Source organism: Rhizobium sp. CNPSo 3670 (genome assembly GCF_057784555.1).
Genome location: NZ_JBXSOL010000006.1, coordinates 42,372 through 60,776, shown reverse-complemented (window position 1 = coordinate 60,776; position 18,405 = coordinate 42,372). Strand labels below are relative to the sequence as shown.

Genomic DNA, 18,405 nt, shown 5'->3' with positions numbered 1-18,405 from the left:
GGGACTTTTCTGACCCTAAATTCCGCCCTGCCAGACCTTGATCGCCTCGACCGGCCAGATCAGCATCAGCACATTGAGTGTCAGGTTGTCGCGGATCATAAAGCCCGTGAAAATCTCGAAGAAGATGGCGACCGCGACCGTCAGCGCCACCGGCGCGCGCCAGGCGAAGAAGAAGCCGAGGCACATGAAGACGGTGTCCATTGCCGAATTGAGAATGCTGTCGCCGTAATAATCGAGCGCGATCGTCGCCGTGCGGTAGCGGTCGATGATGAGAGGCGAGTTTTCCAATAATTCCCAGCAGGACTCGATGGCGAGCGCCAGGAGCAGACGCGCCATCAGCGGCTTGCGGCGCAGGAGCAGATAGCTCAGTCCGTAGAACAGGAACCCGTGGATGATGTGCGACGGCGTGTACCAGTCCGACAGATGCTGCGAATTGCCGCTGGTATTGACCCAGCCCTCCCACAGCTTAACATAACCGCAGGCGCAGATCGGCACACGGCCCATCATATATTCTGCGATGATCTGGGCAGCCAGGACTGCGATGCAGGCGACGAACCAAAAGCTCTGATGCCTGACCCGATATTCGGCGTCTGCAGTGGTCACTTCTCGCCATCCGTTTCCAGGTTGATGCTGTGTTTGAGCACCAGCGGCATCTGCGCCAGCGTGAAGATGATGGTGATGGGCATCGTGCCCCAGACCTTGAAGGCGACCCAGGTATCGTCGGAAAAATTGCGCCAGACGACTTCGTTCAGCACGGCGAGAAACAGGAAGAAGACGCCCCAGCGGATGGTAAGTTTGCGCCAACCTTCGGCATCGAGCTGGAAAGCGGCGTTGAAGACATAGCCGAGCAGAGACCGGCCGAAAGCGAGCCCGCCGAGCAGCGCCACCCCGAAGAGCGTGTTGACGATGGTCGGCTTCATCTTGATGAAGGTCTCGTTCTGCAGCCAGATCGACAGCGAGCCGAAGATGACGACCACGATGCCGGAGACGAAGGGTGTGATCGGCAGATGGCCGAGCACGATCTTCGAAACCACAAGCGAAATCACCGTCGCCGCCATGAAGAGCCCGGTCGCGACGAATAGCGGCCCGCCCAGTTCGGAAAGGGCGGGAAATTTTTCGACCAGCCATTGGCCACGCAGATTGGCGAAGAAGAAGATCATCAGCGGCCCGAGTTCCAGCGCCAGTTTCAGCATCGGATGATGGCGGTCGGCCGCGGACGGGGTGATGTCGCTTTCGGTGGTCATGCGTTCTTCGAACCTGCTATTGCTGAAAACCTGTTTCCGACCGTCCCTTGCAGGCTTTCGGCGGCATATCTGTGGCATCATTGCTCGAGCCCGGCAATGGCATGGGCAAAATCCTCGGCCTCGAACGGCTCCAGATCTTCCACGCCTTCGCCGACGCCGATGAAATAGACCGGCAACTTGTGCTTGACGGAGATCGCGACGAGAATGCCGCCGCGCGCCGTGCCGTCGAGCTTGGTCATGATCAACCCGTTGACGCCGGCGACATTGCGGAAGATCTCGACCTGGCTCAGCGCATTCTGCCCCGTCGTGGCATCGAGCGTCTGCAGCACGGTGTGCGGCGCGTCGGGATCAAGCTTGCCGAGCACACGCACGATCTTCTCAAGTTCGGCCATCAGCTCGGCCTTGTTCTGCAGGCGGCCGGCGGTATCGACGATCAGCACGTCGCATTTTTTTGCCTTGGCCTGTTCAAAGGCGTCGTAGGCAAGACCGGCTGCATCGGCGCCGAGCTTGGTGCCGATGAATTCGGAATTGGTCCGCTCGGCCCAGATCTTAAGCTGCTCGATCGCCGCCGCGCGGAAGGTATCGCCGGCGGCGAGCATCACCTTCAGCCCGGCACCAGAGAGCTTCGCCGCGAGCTTGCCGATCGTCGTCGTCTTGCCGGTGCCGTTGACGCCTACGACGAGGATAACATGCGGCTTGTGCGAAAGATCGAGCTGTAGAGGCTTGGCGACCGGCTTCAGAACCTTGGCGATTTCCGACGCCATGATCCGGCTGACATCCTCGCCGGTCACATCTTTGCCGTAGCGCTCGGAAGCGAGCGTATCGGTGACGCGCAGCGCCGTCTCGACGCCGAGATCGGCCTGGATCAGCAGGTCTTCGAGATCCTGCAGGGTCTCGTCGTCGAGCTTGCGCTTGGTGAAGAGCGCGGTGATCTGGCCGGTGAGCTGCGAGGACGTACGCGCAAGCCCGTTGCGCAGGCGCTGGAACCAGCTGAGTCTGGGTTGCGGGGCAACGGGTTCGGGTTCGGCGACCTTCGGGCCGGTAGCGAAGCCTTTGGGAAGGATGGGAGTGCTGGTCGCCGATTCCGCCGTGGGGCTACCCCCCTCTGCCCTGCCGGGCATCTCCCCCACAGGGGGGGAGATCGGCTGAACAGAGGCGTCCAGCACCTCATCGATCTCAGGTAGAATTTCCTCTACAGGCGCTTCTGCGACTTCTTCGGTCCCTTCGATCGAAGCCGGCGCATCAGACTCCAAATGATCTCCCCCCTTGTAGCGGACATGTCCCGAAGGGACAGAGGGGGGTGCTTCCGCAGCACTCTCGGCACTCACCTCCGCTTCCGCCTCGGCTTCCAGCAGCGACAGCGGCACGACGCCCATATCGCTGAGCTGGTCCGGAGCCGGCAGGATCGCTGGCTCGGCATCGTCACACTCTTCCTCGGCATCCTGCACGACATCCGCAGCCGGTCCGCCGGCGGTATCCCTCTCCTCGGGAAGAACAGGATCATCCGCGATCGGCAGGTCTTCGTCGCGCGAACGCTGCTCGAGCTCCCTTTCCACAGCCTCAGGCACGGGTTCTTCAGCCGGCTTGCCGAAGGTGAAGACCTTTTTGATGAAACTGAGCGCCATGGGGAATCCGTGAAAGTCAGGCCGCTGCGGCCGTCAATTGCATGTCGAGATGCTTGCCATTGTGGCCGGTGATCGTGACCGGCACAAGTTCGCCGGGACGAAGGCCGGCGGCTGTAACCAGCGTGAAGTTTTCCGTATGCGCAAGGCCGTTGTTTTCGACAAGCAGCCACTGCCGGGTTCCTACCATGCCATCGAGGTGGGATTGATGCAGCCTATGTCCCGTGGCGCGCAGCCGTGCGGCGCGGTCCTTGACCAGCGACCGGTCGAGCTGCGGCATGCGGGCGGCCGGCGTGCCGGGACGCGGGCTGTAGGGGAAAACATGCAGGTGCGCGATATCAGCTTCTTCAGCGAGCCGCACCGCATTGGCGAACATCTCTTCCGTTTCCGTTGGGAAACCTGCGATCATATCGGCGCCGAAGCTCATCTCCGGGCGAAGGCGGCGCGCATCCTCGATGAAATGCAGCGCGTCGGCGCGAGAATGCCGCCTCTTCATCCGCTTCAGGATCATGTCGTCGCCATGCTGTAGCGACAGATGCAGATGCGGCATGAAGCGAGGCTCGTCGGCGATCAGGTCCATCAGATGGGCATCGGCCTCGATGCTGTCGATCGAGGATAGCCTCAGTCGGCGGATCTCCGGGAGCTGTTTCAAAAGCGTCTTTGCCAGAAGCCCGAGCGTCGGCGCGCCCGGCAGATCGCCGCCATAGCTGGTGGCGTCGACCCCGGTCAGCACGATCTCGCGATACCCGCTGTCGACGAGCTTGCGGGCCTGGTCAACCACGGCGCCCATCGGCACCGAGCGGGAATTGCCGCGGCCATAGGGAATGATGCAGAAGGTGCAGCGATGGTCGCAGCCGTTCTGGACTTGGATGAAGGCACGAACATGACCGTCGATGTGCCTGACCATCTGCGGCGCCGTCGCCCTGACGCTCATGACATCGTTGACGCGGAGCTTCTCCTCGGCCGAAACACCGAAATCCGGCAGGCTGCGATAGGAGGCGCTTGAAAGCTTCTCCTCGTTGCCGAGCACCGCATCGACCTCCGCCATCTCGGCGAAGGTCTGTTTTTCCGTCTGCGCGGCGCAGCCGGTGACGATGATGCGGGCATGTGGATTGTCGCGCCGCGCCCGGCGGATCGCCTGGCGGGCCTGACGCACGGCTTCGCCGGTCACGGCGCAAGTATTGACCAGGATGGCGTTGTTGAGCCCGGCCTTCTCGGCCTGCGCCCTCATCACTTCGGATTCATATGTGTTGAGGCGGCAGCCGAAGGTAATGACCTCGACGCCGCTCACTGCGCCCCCGCCTCTTGTGTACCATCGCGCGACCAGAGACCTGTCGACGGATCGAGTCGGCCCGACCATTCCCATTCGGCCGGACCGGTCATGATGACGTGATCGTCGCGCTCGCGCCATTCGATCGAAAGCACGGCTGGCGGCTTGGCGCTCGCCACATTGATCGTCACCTTGCGCCCGGTGCGGCCGGTACGCGCGGCGCTGACAGCAGCGGAACAGGCAGCCGAGCCGCAGGCGAGTGTCAACCCCGCGCCGCGCTCCCAAGTGCGTGTCGTCACGGATGTCGGCGACGTCACCTGCGCCAGGGTGATATTGGCGCGCTCGGGAAACATCGGATGATTTTCGAGCAGCGGCCCGAAGCGGGCGAGATCATAGGACATTACATCCTTATCCACCCAGAAGATCGCATGCGGATTTCCCATCGACATGGCGGAAGGCGAATGCAGCACCGGATTGTCGATCGGGCCGATCTGCAGCTCGATACGGCTGGTGTCGTGAAATTCTTCCGCCAGCGGGATCCTGTCCCAATCGAAAACCGGCTTTCCCATATCGACGGAGATCGTCCCGTCCTCGTGCTCGACGGCATTGAGGATCCCGGCGACCGTCTGGAAGGTGAAGGCCTTCCGACCGGTCTCTGCGGCAAGCGCCTGCACGACGCAGCGGGTGCCGTTACCGCAGGCCTGCGCCTTCGAGCCATCGGAGTTCAGGATATCGATGAAGGCATCTGTGCCGGCGGCCTTCGGATCATGGATCGCCATGATCTGGTCGAACTCGGTCTGCGGATCGGCATTGAGCGCGACCGCCGCCGAGGGCGTCACCTTATCAGGCCGTCCGCGCATGTCGACGACCAGGATCTTGTTGCCAAGCCCGTTCATCCTCGCGAATTCGACCGTTGCGCTCATAATATCATTCCGTCCGTCTTTCCGCTGTATATGGCGGAAACGCGAGGGAATTACCAGTGGGTGAGTGCCATGCAGGCCTTGCAGCCGACTGAGCCTCCGGGCGGTCCGTCTTCTACCGCTGCCCGCCGTCGGCTTCGAAGGACGCCGCATGCGCCTCGACGATAGCGGCGGTGATGACCTTCCTCAGCTCGTAGACCAGCGAGCGGGATCGTTTGCGATCCAGATCCTGTGCCGCTTTTGCAAGACTAAGGCCTTCGTTGAGAACAATATGATGGGCCCGTGCCAGCGCCCAACTTTCAATATCAGCATTGATCATTCGATATCTCCGCCGGATCATCCGGCATCAAGGATATTCACGAATCATTTTACAGGACGCACTTAAGTAGAAAGTAGAATCACAAGCGGATTATTTTGCAACTGGCGTAAATAGCGTATTGGCCTGTAAGCGGCATTTAACTACCGGATCCATGTCCCACTGCTTCCGAAAAGCCGGTCGTGCGGCCATCGGCCCGCATTCGCCTTGACTTTCCCGCCGCTTTCCTGTTTATCGCGGCCAATCCGCGACGAGCCACATGACTCCGAGCCGCCGACCGGGACACCGAGATCCCGGAGGTCAACACCCGACAGCGCGATGCGCCCTCGGGTGCTTTTTGGCTTTGCGTCTTGTTTTCGTCAAGGAAAAGCACGACGTTTCCGGGCAGATCAACCCGCCCGAAACGTATCAAGGAAGAGCCGATGTTTGAAAACCTCCAGGACCGTCTTGGATCCATTCTGAATGGACTGACAGGCCGTGGCGCGCTTTCGGAAGCCGATGTTTCCGCAGCGCTGCGCGAGGTTCGCCGCGCGTTGCTGGAGGCCGACGTCGCACTCGACGTCGTACGCTCCTTCACTGACCGCGTGCGTGAAAAGGCAGTCGGCGCCGAGATCCTGAAGTCGATCAAACCCGGCCAAATGGTCGTCAAGATCGTCCATGACGAACTGATCGAGATGCTGGGCGGCGAAGGCGTCGGCATCGATCTGCATGCGCCGGCCCCTGTCGTCGTCATGATGGTCGGCCTGCAGGGCTCGGGCAAGACGACGACGACCGCCAAGATCGCCAATCGCCTGTCGACGCGCGATAAGAAGAAGGTGCTGATGGCGTCGCTCGACACGCGCCGTCCGGCCGCTCAGGAACAGCTTCGTCAGCTCGGCGCCCAGACCAATATCGACACGCTGCCGATCATCACGGGTCAGTCGCCGACCGATATCGCCGCCCGCGCCGTGCAGGCGGCCAAGCTCGGCGGCCACGACGTCGTCATCCTCGATACCGCCGGCCGCACCCATATCGACGAGCCCTTGATGGTCGAGATGGCCGACATCAAGAAGCGATCGAATCCGCATGAAATCCTGCTGGTCGCCGACAGCCTCACCGGTCAGGACGCCGTCAACCTCGCCCGCAACTTCGACGAACGCGTCGGCATCACCGGTCTCGTGCTGACCCGTATGGACGGCGACGGGCGTGGCGGTGCTGCCCTTTCGATGCGCGCCGTAACCGGCAAGCCGATCAAGCTGATCGGCGTCGGCGAGAAGATGAGCGAGCTCGAGGAATTCCATCCCCGCCGCATCGCCGACCGTATCCTCGGCATGGGCGACATCGTCTCGCTCGTCGAGCGCGCGGCCGAGAACATCGACGCCGAGAAGGCGGCCGCGATGGCCGCCAAGATGGCCAAGGGTAAGTTCGACCTCGATGACCTCGCCGACCAGCTGCGCCAGATGCAGAAGATGGGCGGCATGGGCGGCATCATGGGTATGATGCCCGGCATGGCCGGCATGAAGGACAAGATGGCCGCCGCCGGTCTGAACGACAAGCTTTTCGGCCGCCAGATCGCCATCATCCAGTCGATGACCAAGGCCGAACGCGCCAATCCCGACTTGCTCAAGCATTCGCGCAAGAAGCGAATCGCCGCCGGCTCAGGCACCGATGCCGCCGACATCAACAAGCTTCTGAAGATGCACCGCCAGATGGCTGATATGATGAAGATGATGGGCGGCAAGGGCAAAGGCGGCCTGATGAAGCAGATGATGGGCGGCCTTGCGGGCAAGATGGGGCTGGGGGGCCTCGGCGGCATGGGCGGCATGCCCGATCTCTCGAATATCGACCCGAAGCAGCTGGAAACCCTGCAGAAACAGGCGGAAGCGGCGGGTTTGGGAAAACCGGGTGGGGGTATGCCCGGTCTCGGCGGCTTGCCGGGTGGTTTGCCTGGCCTCGGCGGCGCCAAGCTGCCGGGTCTTGGCGGTGGTTTCCCGGGTTTGCCCGGATTGCCGAAGAAGAAGTGAAAGGATCGCTTGCCCCATGATTGATCCGGACGTCAAAGCCCAGCTCGGGAGCTATCGTCAGTCGATCGACAATATCGATGCCGCTCTCGTGCACATGCTGGCCGAACGCTTCCGCTGCACCAAAGAGGTCGGCGTGCTGAAGGCCAAATACAATCTGCCGCCGGCCGATCCGGCGCGCGAGGAATACCAGATCGAACGCCTTCGCCAGCTGGCGAAAGCCGCCAATCTGGACCCGGATTTCGCCGAGAAGTTCTTGAACTTCGTCATCAAGGAAGTCATCCGGCACCATGAGCAGATCGCTGCGGACCACGCTGAACAGAACGCCGCAGCCCGATAACCATACCGCCTTACGAAGCGGTCTAGAAAAGCCTAAGGAGTAAAGAACATGGCACTGAAAATTCGTCTCGCCCGCGGTGGCTCCAAAAAGCGCCCGTATTACCACGTCGTTCTCGCCGATGCGCGCAGCCCGCGTGACGGCCGCTTCCTCGAAAATCTCGGCTCCTGGAACCCGATGCTCGCCAAGGATGACGAAAAGCGCGTTCAGCTGAACGCCGAGCGCATCAAGCATTGGCTCGACAACGGCGCTCAGCCGACTGACCGCGTCCTGCGCTTCCTCGACGAAGCCGGCGTTGCCAAGCGCGAAGCCAAGAACAACCCGATCAAGGCGAAGCCTGGCAAGCGCGCCCAGGAACGCGCCGCCGAAAAGGCCCAGAAGATCGCCGACGCCGCAGCAGCTGCTGCTGACGCCGCGGAATAATCCGGACATCCCCTTTTCGAGCGGGCGGCATGGCGACATGCCGCCCGTTTTCGTTTCCAATCGCCCGCACTTCGTTTATGAGAAACCTGTCTTTCGGCTTCACATGAAGGAACCCATGACAAAGCTTGAAAACCCGGTTTTGATGGCTACGATCGGCGGCGCACAGGGCCTCAGGGGCGAGGTGCGCGCCAAGGCCTACACGGCCGATCCGACCGCGCTCGGCGATTATGGCCTTCTGCACAGCATGGACGGCCGCAGCTTCGAAATCCTCGAAATCCGCGAGATGAAGAACGTCGTCGTTGTCCGTTTCCGCGGCATTAACGACCGCAACGCCGCCGAAGCGCTGAACGGACTCGAACTCTATATCGAGCGAGACAACCTGCCGGACGAGGAGCTCGAGGACGACGAATTCTACTATGCCGATCTCGAAGGGCTCGAAGCGCTTGATGACAAAGGCGTCAGCTACGGGACGGTCACCGGTGTATTCGATTTCGGCGCCGGCGATCTCCTGGAGCTCAAGGGCCCGGGCAAGCGCCCGGTCCTCATTCCCTTCTCCGAAGCCTCGGTGCTGGAAATCGATCTCGAAGCCGGTACGCTGCTGATCGATCCGCTGGCGGCGGGACTGGTCGATGAGCCCGAGCTGTCGCAGTTCACTGCGGGCAAGCCGAAAAAGAAGAAGTAATGGCTTTCCGGGCGCGCATACTGACACTTTATCCGGAAATGTTTCCCGGGCATCTTGGCTTCTCGCTCGCCGGCAAGGCGATGGAGCGTGGGCAATGGTCGCTGGATCTGGTGCAAATGCGTGATTTCGCCACTGACAGACACCGCACCGTCGACGACACCCCGGCGGGCGGCGGCGCCGGCATGGTGCTGAAGGCAGACGTTCTTGCTCGCGCGATCGACAGCGGCGGTGAGAATGATCCCCGGCCGCGCCTGCTGATGAGCCCGCGCGGCCGTCCGCTGACTCAGCAGCGCGTGCGTGAGCTTGCGGCGGGTGACGGCGTCATCATCGTCTGCGGTCGCTTCGAGGGCGTCGACCAGCGGGTGATCGAGGCACGCGGACTGGAAGAGGTCTCGATCGGCGATTACGTGCTGTCGGGTGGCGAGCCGGCGGCGCTGGTTCTGCTTGATGCGATCATCCGCATCCTGCCCGGCGTTATGGGCAACGATCTTTCCGGCCTGCACGAAAGCTTCGAGGGCGGGCTGCTGGAACATCCCCATTATACCCGCCCCCAAGAGTGGGAAGGCCGGGAAATTCCCTCGGTCTTGACGTCCGGCAACCACGGGGCCATCGAGAAATGGCGCCACCAGGAAGCGGTGCGACTGACGCGGGAACGGCGGCCGGACTTGCTCGATAGCGTTAAAACCAAGAAAAACGGCTGATTTCGCCGGCCTTTTCACAAAAATGTCGTGCGAGGGATGACAAGCCCCGGCCTTTCGTGTATTGGCGCACGCGGAAATGGGGTTAGCCCCGTCTGCCAGCAAACAAAGAATGGCGAATCCGCTCCCGCCCGCAAGGGCAAAATCCTGAGGCTAACCCAAAGGATCAGTGTCGAGCGCTCTGGCTGTTTCAGAAGAACCAAAGGTTAAGACGATGAACATCATCCAGCAGCTTGAGGCCGAACAGGCCGCCAAGATCGAAGCCAAGCGCACCCTCCCCGAGTTCTCCCCGGGCGACACCGTCCGCGTCAACGTGAAGGTTACGGAAGGCAACCGTACCCGCGTTCAGGCCTATGAAGGCGTCTGCATCGCCCGCTCCGGCGGCGGCCTGCAGGAAAACTTCACGGTCCGCAAGATCTCCTACGGCGAAGGCGTCGAGCGCGTATTCCCGGTCTACTCGCCGCTGATCGAAAGCGTCGACGTCGTTCGTCGCGGTAAGGTCCGTCGCGCCAAGCTCTATTACCTCCGCGACCGTCGCGGCAAGTCCGCTCGTATCGTCGAAGACACCGGCGTTCGCGCCCGCAAGCTCAACGACGCCGAACGCGCTGCTGTCGCCGAGGAGAAGGCCCGTATCGAAGCCGAGAAGGTTGCAGCCGCCCAGGCGCTCGCCGCCGAAAAGGCAGCAGCAGAAGCTGCGGAAGCCAAGGCCGCTGCCGAAGCAGCTGCTGCAGCCGAAGCCGAGAAGGCCGCAGAATAAGATCTGCGCAAAATTCTATTCCTGGAAAGGCGGCCTTCGGGTCGCCTTTTCTATTTTTTGCTTCGCCACGCAGCCGGCGGCCTTGCCTCACACCCATCTTCCGTGACAGTTTTCGCCGTTCATTTGAGGGAACCGTTCAATGTTGTTTCGCCGCACCGTTCTTGCTGGCTTTGCCGCCCTTGCTCTTCTGCCGCTTGCCGCATCAGCCGCCGAACTGCCGGATCTTGGCGGCAAGAGCGTCATCGTCGTCACCGAGAATGCCTATCCGCCGCTGCAGTTCGTCGACCCGAAATCCGGCAAAGCGATCGGCTGGGAATATGATGCGATGAATGAGATCGCCAAGCGGCTGAATTTCAAGGTCGAGTACCAGAACACCAGCTGGGACGCGATGATCCAGGCGGTTTCCGACGGCCAGTACAACATCGGCATGACCGGCATCACGATCAAGGACGACCGCAAGCAGAAGGTCGACTTCTCCGATCCCTATATGCGCTCGCAGCAATTCATGCTGGTGCGCGGCGATGAGAAGCGCTTCACCGACGCCAAGTCCTTTAGTGAATTCAAAGACGGCCTGATCGGCGCCCAGCCTGGCACCTCGCCTTTCTACACCGCCGTCTACGAAATCCTCGACGGCAACGAACAGAACCCGCGCATCAAGCTTTTCGAAACATTCGGCGCCACCGTGCAAGCCCTGAAAACAGGCGACGTCGATCTCGTCCTCACCGACAGCGTCGCTGCCAAGGGCTATGTCGATTCTTCCAACGGCGGCCTGAAGGTCGTCGGCGAACCGCTCGGCACCGAGGACTTCGGCTTCATCTTCCCGAAGGGTTCCGATCTCGTCGCTCCCATCAACGCCGCGATCGCAGCGCTGAAGGCTGACGGCACCTTCGACGCACTGAACAAGAAATGGTTCCTCGACTACAAGATGGGCGAATAATCCGCCGAGCGATCGCAGATGGCACTACCACCATCCCGGCGGCAGGAGAAGGACGACCGTCCCTGGTGGCTGGCCGTCCTTGTCTTGATCGGCATCGTTCTCGCCTTCGTCATCATCACCAATGACATTTACACCCAGGTCTTCCGGACCGTGGTGAATGGCGTCGGCGTCACCGTGTTCGTGACGCTCGTCGCCTTTGCGCTGGCAACGGTGCTCGGTCTCGGCATCGCGCTGCTCGGGCTGGCCGACAGCATCGTGCTGCGCCAGATCGCCCGCTTCTACATCGAGATCATCCGCGGCATTCCCATGCTGGTGCTGCTCTTCTACGTCGCCTTCGTCGGTGCGCCCGGTTTCGTCACGGCCTATAACTTCATCATCACACCCCTGGTGAAATCAGGTATCGCCGAGCCGATCCTGGTGCGCGACCTATCGCTGATGTGGCGGGCCATCATCGCGCTGATGATCGGCTATTCATCCTTCATCGCCGAGGTCTTCCGAGCCGGTTTTCAATCGGTCGATATCGGTCAGATCGAGGCGGCAAAGTCGCTCGGCCTGTCGCGCTACCGCCGGTTCCGGCTCGTGGTCTTCCCGCAGGCGATCCGGGTCATCCTCCCGCCGCTCTCCAACGATTTCGTCTCGATGGTGAAGGATTCGTCTCTCGTGTCGGTGCTCGGCGTGGCCGACATCACGCAGATGGGTAAGGTCTATGCCTCCGGCTCCTTCCGCTTCTTCGAGACCTATTCGATCGTCACCTATATCTATCTGATCCTGACGATCGGACTGTCGCTGGCGCTGCGGCGGATCGAGAAGAAGATGAAGCAGATGCCGCGACACTAAACACCTGCGTCCATTCGGATGCAGAAAGGACGCGCCTCACGATTCGAATTGCCGTTTCGATCAAAAATCGCTATATCCAGCGCCATGGAATCCAAGTTCAGTTGCATTGGCGCGCATATATTCGTGCTGCAGGATCATTATCGCCTGCCGGCGCGGTTCTTTGCATGCGTCTCCGGTGCACTCAACAGCCGACTTCGTTGATCGAATGACGGCCGGCGGAGCCTAATCCGCTTTTTCCGATTTTCCAAAGCTTCCAAAAACGGACTTACCGCCATGAGCGCACCGCGTACCCTCTACGACAAGATCTGGGACGACCACCTGGTCGACGAGCAGGCAGACGGCACCTGTCTTCTCTACATCGACCGCCACCTGGTCCATGAAGTCACCTCGCCGCAGGCTTTCGAAGGCCTGCGCATGTCCGGCCGCAAGGTTCGCGCCCCTGAAAAGACGCTTGCTGTCGTCGACCACAACGTTCCGACCTCGGCCGACCGCCATCTCGGCATCAAGAACGAGGAAAGCCGCATCCAGGTCGAGCAGCTCGCCAAGAACGCTGCCGAATTCCACGTAGAATATTATTCCGAGAACGATAAGCGCCAGGGCATCGTCCACATCATCGGGCCGGAACAGGGCTTCACCCTGCCGGGCATGACGATTGTCTGCGGCGACAGCCACACCTCCACCCATGGCGCCTTCGGCTCGCTCGCCCACGGCATCGGCACATCTGAGGTCGAGCACGTTCTCGCCACCCAGACGCTGATCCAGAAGAAGGCCAAGAACATGCTGGTGCAGGTCGACGGCCAGCTGCCGGCAGGCGTCACCGCCAAGGATATCGTTCTTGCCATCATCGGCGAGATCGGCACCGCAGGCGGCACCGGCTACGTCATCGAATATGCCGGCGAAGCGATCCGTGCGCTGTCGATGGAAGGCCGCATGACGATCTGCAACATGTCGATCGAAGGCGGCGCCCGCGCTGGCCTCATCGCCCCTGACGAAACCACCTTCGAATATATCAAGGGCAAGCCGCGCGCGCCGAAGGGCGAAGCGCTGGAACAGGCGATCGCCTACTGGAAGACGCTGAAATCAGACGAAGGCGCTCATTTCGACCGCGTCGTCAAACTGAACGCCGCCGAACTGCCGCCGATCGTCTCCTGGGGCTCCTCGCCTGAGGACGTCGTCTCGGTCCAGGGCATCGTACCCAATCCGGATGAGATCCAGGACGAAACGAAGCGTGCCTCCAAGTGGCGTGCGCTTGACTACATGGGCCTGAAGCCGGGCACGAAGATGACCGACATCGCTGTCGATCGCGTCTTCATCGGCTCGTGCACCAACGGTCGCATCGAAGACCTTCGCGCCGCTGCCAAGGTCGTCGAGGGCAAGACCGTCGCCTCGACCGTCAACGCGATGATCGTCCCCGGCTCCGGCCTCGTCAAGGAACAGGCGGAAGCCGAAGGCCTCGACAAGATCTTCAAGGCCGCCGGTTTTGACTGGCGCGAGCCGGGTTGCTCCATGTGCCTTGCCATGAACGACGACCGCCTTAAGCCGGGCGAGCGTTGCGCCTCGACCTCGAACCGAAATTTCGAAGGCCGTCAGGGCTTCAAGGGCCGCACGCATCTCGTCTCGCCGGCCATGGCCGCCGCCGCCGCAATTGCCGGGCACTTCGTCGATATCCGCGAGTGGAACTGATCCGTCCGACGGAATGAAAGATAAAGCCGCCCGATGCGTCTCCGCGCATCGGGCGGCTTTTACATTGCGGCGCCGACAGCCGATCGGCGGTGTTCGCGCAACCGGCGATCAGAAAGCCGCCGTCATCGGATCCGGACCCATGCGGGCGCCAGCAGTGTCGAGCTTGGCAATCTCCGCCATGTCGTCGGCATCCAGCTTGAAGTCGAACACCTGGAAGTTCTCCTCGATGCGCGACGGCGTGACCGACTTCGGGATGACGACGAGGCCGGTATCGATATGCCAGCGGATGATCACCTGGGCCGGTGTCTTCCGATGTTTCTTGGCAATCTCGCCGATGACCTTGTTCGAGATGAATTTGCCCTGACCGAGCGGACTCCACGATTCGGTGGCGATATTCAGTTTCTTGTGAACCTCCTGCGCCGCCTTCTGCTGAAAGTCGGGATGCAGTTCGATCTGGTTGATCACCGGAACGACGCCGGTCTCGCCGATGATGCGGTCGAGATGTTCGGGATAGAAGTTCGACACGCCGATCGAGCGGGCGCGGCCCTCTTCGCGGATGCGCACGAACGCTTTCCAGGTCTCGGCGTAGAGGCCGCGATGCGGCGACGGCCAGTGAATGAGATAGAGGTCGACATAGTCGGAGCCGAGCTTCTTGAGGCTGCCGTCGAAGGCGCGCAACGCATTGTCGTAGCCCTGGTCGGTATTCCTGAGTTTGGTGGTGACGAAGATATCCTTTCGGTCGAGGCCGGACGAGCGGATGCCTTCGCCGACACCCTCTTCATTGTCGTAACCCGAAGCCGTATCGATATGCCGATAGCCGGCGGCAATGGCAGTGCGTACCGTCGGCGCGGCAATCTCCTGCGGCGTCTGCCAGACGCCGAGACCGACCTGGGGAATGGAATGTCCGTCATGGAAAGTGATGATGGGTTGAGCGGTCACAATATATCTCCGGGAGCTTGAAGAATTGGACGAGGCATGGATTGCGCCCGCACCTGCGGACGTCCCGGAACGCATTTCAGCCGGAGCGTCCGGTCACCGGAACCATATAGGTGGCGGCATCCTGAAGACAATCAGAGGACCCGGACAATCGTTCCCTTTCGAAGGTGGGGCAGAAGGCGGCGCATGTCACGCAAGCTTACGGCTACGCAGCCGGCCGTCGGCTCGTAGCCAGGCCTGATGAGATGGAAGAAGATCGCCGAACCGCGGTTGCGCAGCCGCGAGGAAATGTTCCAGTCCATGACAAGGCAGACATCGTAGAGGCCGTCGCTACGCCGCATCTCCTCATGACTTGCGCTGAATGGCGCCCGCACGAGGCGATTGTAGTTGGCGTTGCCGGGCTGGTCGCACCAGAGCATGTCTGCGCGGATGCGGCGAATGGGCAGCGAGGTGATGAGCTGACCGTTCCGTTCACCGCGCCGGAAGCCGGAAATCAGCCGCATTGCCGCGATCGGCGTGGCGCCGTCGCCCTCGCGTTTGAGGATGGTCCGGCCCGAACGGCCGATCGCGGCAGGGATGGTGATTGCGCCGAATCGGACGATGGCGCGGCTCTTCTTCCCTGGCGCGGGGCGCACCATGATCGTCGATGACCGCATGCCCCGGCTCCGCCTTGCTTTTTCCATTTTTCTCGCATGTCTTGCATTGCTTGAGGCCTTGATTGAAATCATATGAAAAGCTGCGCGGCAACAGCACCGCCGGCCGATCCTTGCCAAAGCTGCAATTTGGCGTAGGACTAGGGGACTTAACTTTGAGGACGCAACGGCATGACCGCACGCACCATTCTTCTGGTGGATGACGACGAGGACCTTCGTCAGACCCTGACGGAGCAATTGTCGCTTTATGAGGAATTCACGGTTCTGCAGGAAGCCAACGCCGGCAAAGGTGTTGCGACCGCCCGTTCGACGCCGGTCGACCTCTTGATCATGGATGTCGGCCTGCCCGATATGGACGGCCGCGAAGCGGTGAAGCTCCTGCGCAAGGGCGGCTTCAAGGCGCCGATCATTATGCTCACCGGTCACGATACCGATTCGGACACGATCCTCGGCCTTGAAGCAGGCGCCAACGATTATGTCACCAAGCCCTTCCGCTTCGCTGTGCTGCTGGCGCGCATTCGCGTGCAATTGCGCCAGCACGAGCAGAGCGAAGACGCGACCTTTACCGTCGGTCCTTACCTCTTCAAGCCAAGCCAGAAATTGCTCACCACCGACAACGGCCAGAAGATCCGCCTGACGGAAAAGGAAGCGGCGATAATCCGCTATCTCTACCGCGCCGAACAGAAGGTCGTCACCCGTGACGTGCTTCTTGAAGAGGTCTGGGGCTACAATTCCGGTGTAACCACGCACACGCTGGAAACCCATGTGTACCGGCTGCGCCAGAAGATCGAGCGCGATCCCTCCAACGCCGAAATTCTGGTGACGGAAAACGGCGGCTACAAGATCATACCCTAGAGCATTCCGTTTTCTCCAGAGATGCTCTAACTCTTTGTTTTCACGTAGCTCCCAGCAAAAGCGTTTCACGCTTTTCCTGGCAAAACCGCCAGGCGCTTCTGTTGGAATTGCTCTAAGGCGAAAAGCCGACATGGCGCTGACCGACGACATTCATCTGCTTTCCCAGCTTCCGCTGTTCAAGGACATGAGCGAGGACCAGTTGCGGTTGATCGCCTTCGGCGCCGACCGGCGCATGATCGCCGCCGGCCAGATGCTGTTCCGCCAAGGCTCCCCGGCCGAGAGCGCCTACGTCGTCTTGAGCGGCAGCCTGGAACTCAGCACGACGAGCAGCGACGGCATGCAGCGGGCGGAGGCTGTCGCCGGACCGGGAACACTGATTTCGGAGCTGGCGCTGGTCACCCTGGTGGAGCGCAAGTTCACCGCGATCGCGCGCGAAGACACAAGCATCATCCGCATCACCCGCGCCCTCTTCCATCGGCTACTCGAGGAATATCCCGATGCGGCCCGCCTGATCGAAAACCGCATCCGCGACAATCTCGCCGAACTTGCAGCCAAGGCGGCAAGCCAGTTCCATCGATTCAGCTGAATCTTGCCAGAGCGCCGGGCAATGATGGAGCGCAGCCCAGGAGCGTAAGCTCAGCCGCGGCCGAGGCCGTCGATCGCCGCCGCAAGCTTCACGAGATCTGAAGCGTAGAACCCGGCGGCATTGATGCAGTTCGTTTCGAGCAGCTTCAGTCCCTCTTCGGTACGGCAGACATCGATGACATAGGCCGGCGAGTAGCCGGGGTTGATGTCCACCATGCGCTGCCCGAACTCCAGCACATCGTCATCGATCTCGTAACGGTGGATGACACGTGAACCATCCTTGTAGAGCGAATAGGTGACAATCCGATCATTGACGGCCCAGAGACGCCATTCACGCAGGATGCGCACAGGCTTGGTGAGCATCAGCAGCGTGTCATGGCGAAGCGATCCTGCCGGGATTTCCTCTTCGTCAAGCGCAAGCACCCGCTCCGCCATCCGGACGATCTCGCCCGTCGATTTCACGGTGCCGGGCTCTTCCTTGCTGTCGCCGACGGGGCGCAGGAACCATTCTCTCCCATCATCGGCCAGGCGCCTGGGGATGTCTCGGAGCGTCAGGAACAGCGCGTCGGCTCCATTCAGGAGATAGGGATGCCACGCCTTTTCCTGGACGAACGGACGCAGCTTGAATACACCCGGCCAGTAGCCCTTCGCCTCGGCGTTCTTCCACAGTGAATAGGAGCCGAACATCACCACGGAGCCGGGATCCGGGACGACCGGCTCGGGGATGAGCTCGCCGACGAACGGGACGACTTTGTGCCATGTATACGAGATACCGAGCTGGTCGAGCGCCTCGGCCAGCTTCTGGGTGTCTTCGAACTGCTGAAGAAGCCACTGCATCAGAAGTCGAAATGCGCCGTGACCGGCACATGATCCGACGGCCGGTCCCAGCCGCGCGCTTCCTTCAGAATCTCGATCCGCTGGAGATGCGGCCCGAGATCGGAAGACGACCAGATGTGGTCGAGGCGACGGCCACGATCGGCAGCCTCCCAATCCTTGGCCCGGTAGCTCCACCAGGTATAAAGCTTCTCGCTTGCCGGCACGTGCTGGCGCATGAGATCGAGCCAGCCGCCGCGCTTCATCACCTCGATGAGCCCGTCGGTTTCAACAGGCGTATGGCTGACGATCTTCAGCAGCTGCTTGTGCGACCAGACATCGTGCTCCAGCGGCGCGATATTGAGGTCGCCGACGAGGATGGCGGAGGTATTGGCCTCGCCATTGGCTTTCAACAGCTTCATCTCCTCGATGAAATCGAGCTTGTGGCCGAATTTCGGATTGATGGTGCGATCCGGCTCGTCGCCGCCGGCCGGGACGTAGAAATTGTGCAGCCGGACACGGCGATTGCCGCGTTCGAACACCGCCGATATGTGGCGGGCATCGCCGACGCCGCAATAATCCTGCCGGTGATCCTCCGTCAGCGGAATGCGCGAGGCGATTGCGACCCCGTGATAGCCCTTCTGGCCATGGATGATGATGTGATCGTAGCCCATCGCCCGCAAAGGTGCTGCCGGGAAGAGCTCGTTCGGCACCTTGGTCTCCTGCAGGCAGAGAATGTCAGGCCTCTGTTTGAGCACGAGCTGCTCGACGAGCGGCATGCGCAGCCGCACCGAATTGATGTTCCAAGTCGTAATCGAAAAACCCATGCCCAAGCCC

21 protein-coding genes are annotated in these 18,405 nt (G+C 61.3%); 11 read left to right on the top strand and 10 right to left on the bottom strand.

Going from position 1 to position 18,405, the window contains the following annotated elements:
• Positions 1-15: 15 nt before the first annotated feature.
• The 6 genes from AC13QO_RS07790 to AC13QO_RS07765 form a co-directional block, all read right to left on the bottom strand.
• Positions 16-603, bottom strand: a complete 588-nt coding sequence (locus AC13QO_RS07790) for a DUF2585 domain-containing protein (RefSeq protein WP_488540367.1) — start codon at positions 601-603, stop codon at positions 16-18.
• On the bottom strand, positions 600-1,244 hold the full coding sequence (locus AC13QO_RS07785) for a septation protein A (protein ID WP_488540366.1): 645 nt from the start codon (positions 1,242-1,244) through the stop codon (positions 600-602). Before AC13QO_RS07785 ends, AC13QO_RS07790 begins: the two co-directional genes overlap by 4 nt.
• A gap of 77 nt (positions 1,245-1,321) precedes the next feature.
• Positions 1,322-2,869, bottom strand: coding sequence for a signal recognition particle-docking protein FtsY (ftsY, locus tag AC13QO_RS07780; protein WP_488540365.1), 1,548 nt, complete (start codon positions 2,867-2,869; stop codon positions 1,322-1,324).
• A gap of 16 nt (positions 2,870-2,885) precedes the next feature.
• On the bottom strand, positions 2,886-4,157 hold the full coding sequence (mtaB, locus tag AC13QO_RS07775) for a tRNA (N(6)-L-threonylcarbamoyladenosine(37)-C(2))-methylthiotransferase MtaB (RefSeq protein ID WP_488540364.1): 1,272 nt from the start codon (positions 4,155-4,157) through the stop codon (positions 2,886-2,888).
• Positions 4,154-5,059 carry a diaminopimelate epimerase gene (gene dapF / locus AC13QO_RS07770; protein ID WP_488540363.1) on the bottom strand — a complete coding sequence of 302 codons (906 nt, stop codon included), beginning with the start codon at positions 5,057-5,059 and terminating at the stop codon, positions 4,154-4,156. Before dapF ends, mtaB begins: the two co-directional genes overlap by 4 nt.
• Before the next feature lie 112 nt (positions 5,060-5,171).
• A complete protein-coding gene (locus AC13QO_RS07765) occupies positions 5,172-5,396 on the bottom strand; it encodes a hypothetical protein (RefSeq protein ID WP_064805530.1) in 225 nt (74 codons plus the stop codon).
• A gap of 398 nt (positions 5,397-5,794) precedes the next feature.
• Here AC13QO_RS07765 and ffh point away from each other — a divergent pair, with 398 nt between their 5' ends.
• The 9 genes from ffh (at position 5,795) to leuC (ending at position 13,726) form a co-directional block, all read left to right on the top strand.
• Positions 5,795-7,375, top strand: coding sequence for a signal recognition particle protein (ffh, locus tag AC13QO_RS07760; RefSeq protein ID WP_488540362.1), 1,581 nt, complete (start codon positions 5,795-5,797; stop codon positions 7,373-7,375).
• A gap of 16 nt (positions 7,376-7,391) precedes the next feature.
• Entirely contained in the window at positions 7,392-7,712 is a 321-nt protein-coding gene (locus AC13QO_RS07755; protein ID WP_085779768.1) for a chorismate mutase, read from the top strand.
• A gap of 48 nt (positions 7,713-7,760) precedes the next feature.
• Entirely contained in the window at positions 7,761-8,132 is a 372-nt protein-coding gene (gene rpsP / locus AC13QO_RS07750; protein WP_097598210.1) for a 30S ribosomal protein S16, read from the top strand.
• Positions 8,133-8,247: 115 nt separating this feature from the next.
• Positions 8,248-8,814 (top strand): ribosome maturation factor RimM, encoded by a 567-nt coding sequence (gene rimM / locus AC13QO_RS07745; protein WP_097598324.1) that lies wholly within the window; start codon positions 8,248-8,250, stop codon positions 8,812-8,814.
• Positions 8,814-9,515 carry a tRNA (guanosine(37)-N1)-methyltransferase TrmD gene (gene trmD, locus AC13QO_RS07740; RefSeq protein WP_488540361.1) on the top strand — a complete coding sequence of 234 codons (702 nt, stop codon included), beginning with the start codon at positions 8,814-8,816 and terminating at the stop codon, positions 9,513-9,515. The genes rimM and trmD overlap by 1 nt, the downstream gene beginning before the upstream one ends.
• A 211-nt stretch (positions 9,516-9,726) precedes the next feature.
• Positions 9,727-10,269 (top strand): 50S ribosomal protein L19, encoded by a 543-nt coding sequence (gene rplS, locus AC13QO_RS07735; protein ID WP_064708028.1) that lies wholly within the window; start codon positions 9,727-9,729, stop codon positions 10,267-10,269.
• A 139-nt stretch (positions 10,270-10,408) separates the two neighbouring features.
• Positions 10,409-11,206: a basic amino acid ABC transporter substrate-binding protein gene (locus tag AC13QO_RS07730; protein ID WP_488540360.1), complete on the top strand. Its 798-nt coding sequence runs from the start codon at positions 10,409-10,411 to the stop codon at positions 11,204-11,206.
• 18 nt (positions 11,207-11,224) lie between these two features.
• Positions 11,225-12,043 (top strand): amino acid ABC transporter permease, encoded by an 819-nt coding sequence (locus AC13QO_RS07725; protein ID WP_488540359.1) that lies wholly within the window; start codon positions 11,225-11,227, stop codon positions 12,041-12,043.
• 273 nt (positions 12,044-12,316) lie between these two features.
• Positions 12,317-13,726, top strand: coding sequence for a 3-isopropylmalate dehydratase large subunit (leuC, locus tag AC13QO_RS07720; RefSeq protein WP_183706507.1), 1,410 nt, complete (start codon positions 12,317-12,319; stop codon positions 13,724-13,726).
• 108 nt (positions 13,727-13,834) lie between these two features.
• Here leuC and AC13QO_RS07715 read toward each other — a convergent pair whose 3' ends face one another.
• Positions 13,835-14,665: an aldo/keto reductase gene (locus AC13QO_RS07715; RefSeq protein ID WP_488540358.1), complete on the bottom strand. Its 831-nt coding sequence runs from the start codon at positions 14,663-14,665 to the stop codon at positions 13,835-13,837.
• Positions 14,666-14,796: 131 nt separating this feature from the next.
• Positions 14,797-15,318 (bottom strand): L,D-transpeptidase family protein, encoded by a 522-nt coding sequence (locus AC13QO_RS07710; RefSeq protein ID WP_488540357.1) that lies wholly within the window; start codon positions 15,316-15,318, stop codon positions 14,797-14,799.
• 168 nt (positions 15,319-15,486) lie between these two features.
• Between AC13QO_RS07710 and AC13QO_RS07705 the strand changes: the two genes are divergently transcribed.
• On the top strand, positions 15,487-16,170 hold the full coding sequence (locus tag AC13QO_RS07705) for a response regulator transcription factor (RefSeq protein ID WP_011427159.1): 684 nt from the start codon (positions 15,487-15,489) through the stop codon (positions 16,168-16,170).
• Positions 16,171-16,300: 130 nt separating this feature from the next.
• A complete protein-coding gene (locus AC13QO_RS07700) occupies positions 16,301-16,756 on the top strand; it encodes a cyclic nucleotide-binding domain-containing protein (protein ID WP_011427160.1) in 456 nt (151 codons plus the stop codon).
• A 50-nt stretch (positions 16,757-16,806) separates the two neighbouring features.
• Here AC13QO_RS07700 and AC13QO_RS07695 read toward each other — a convergent pair whose 3' ends face one another.
• Both AC13QO_RS07695 and AC13QO_RS07690 read right to left on the bottom strand, forming a co-directional pair.
• Positions 16,807-17,592, bottom strand: a complete 786-nt coding sequence (locus tag AC13QO_RS07695; RefSeq protein ID WP_285193167.1) for an ATP-grasp domain-containing protein — start codon at positions 17,590-17,592, stop codon at positions 16,807-16,809.
• Entirely contained in the window at positions 17,592-18,395 is an 804-nt protein-coding gene (locus AC13QO_RS07690; RefSeq protein WP_183706499.1) for an exodeoxyribonuclease III, read from the bottom strand. The genes AC13QO_RS07695 and AC13QO_RS07690 overlap by 1 nt, the downstream gene beginning before the upstream one ends.
• Positions 18,396-18,405: the final 10 nt, after the last annotated feature.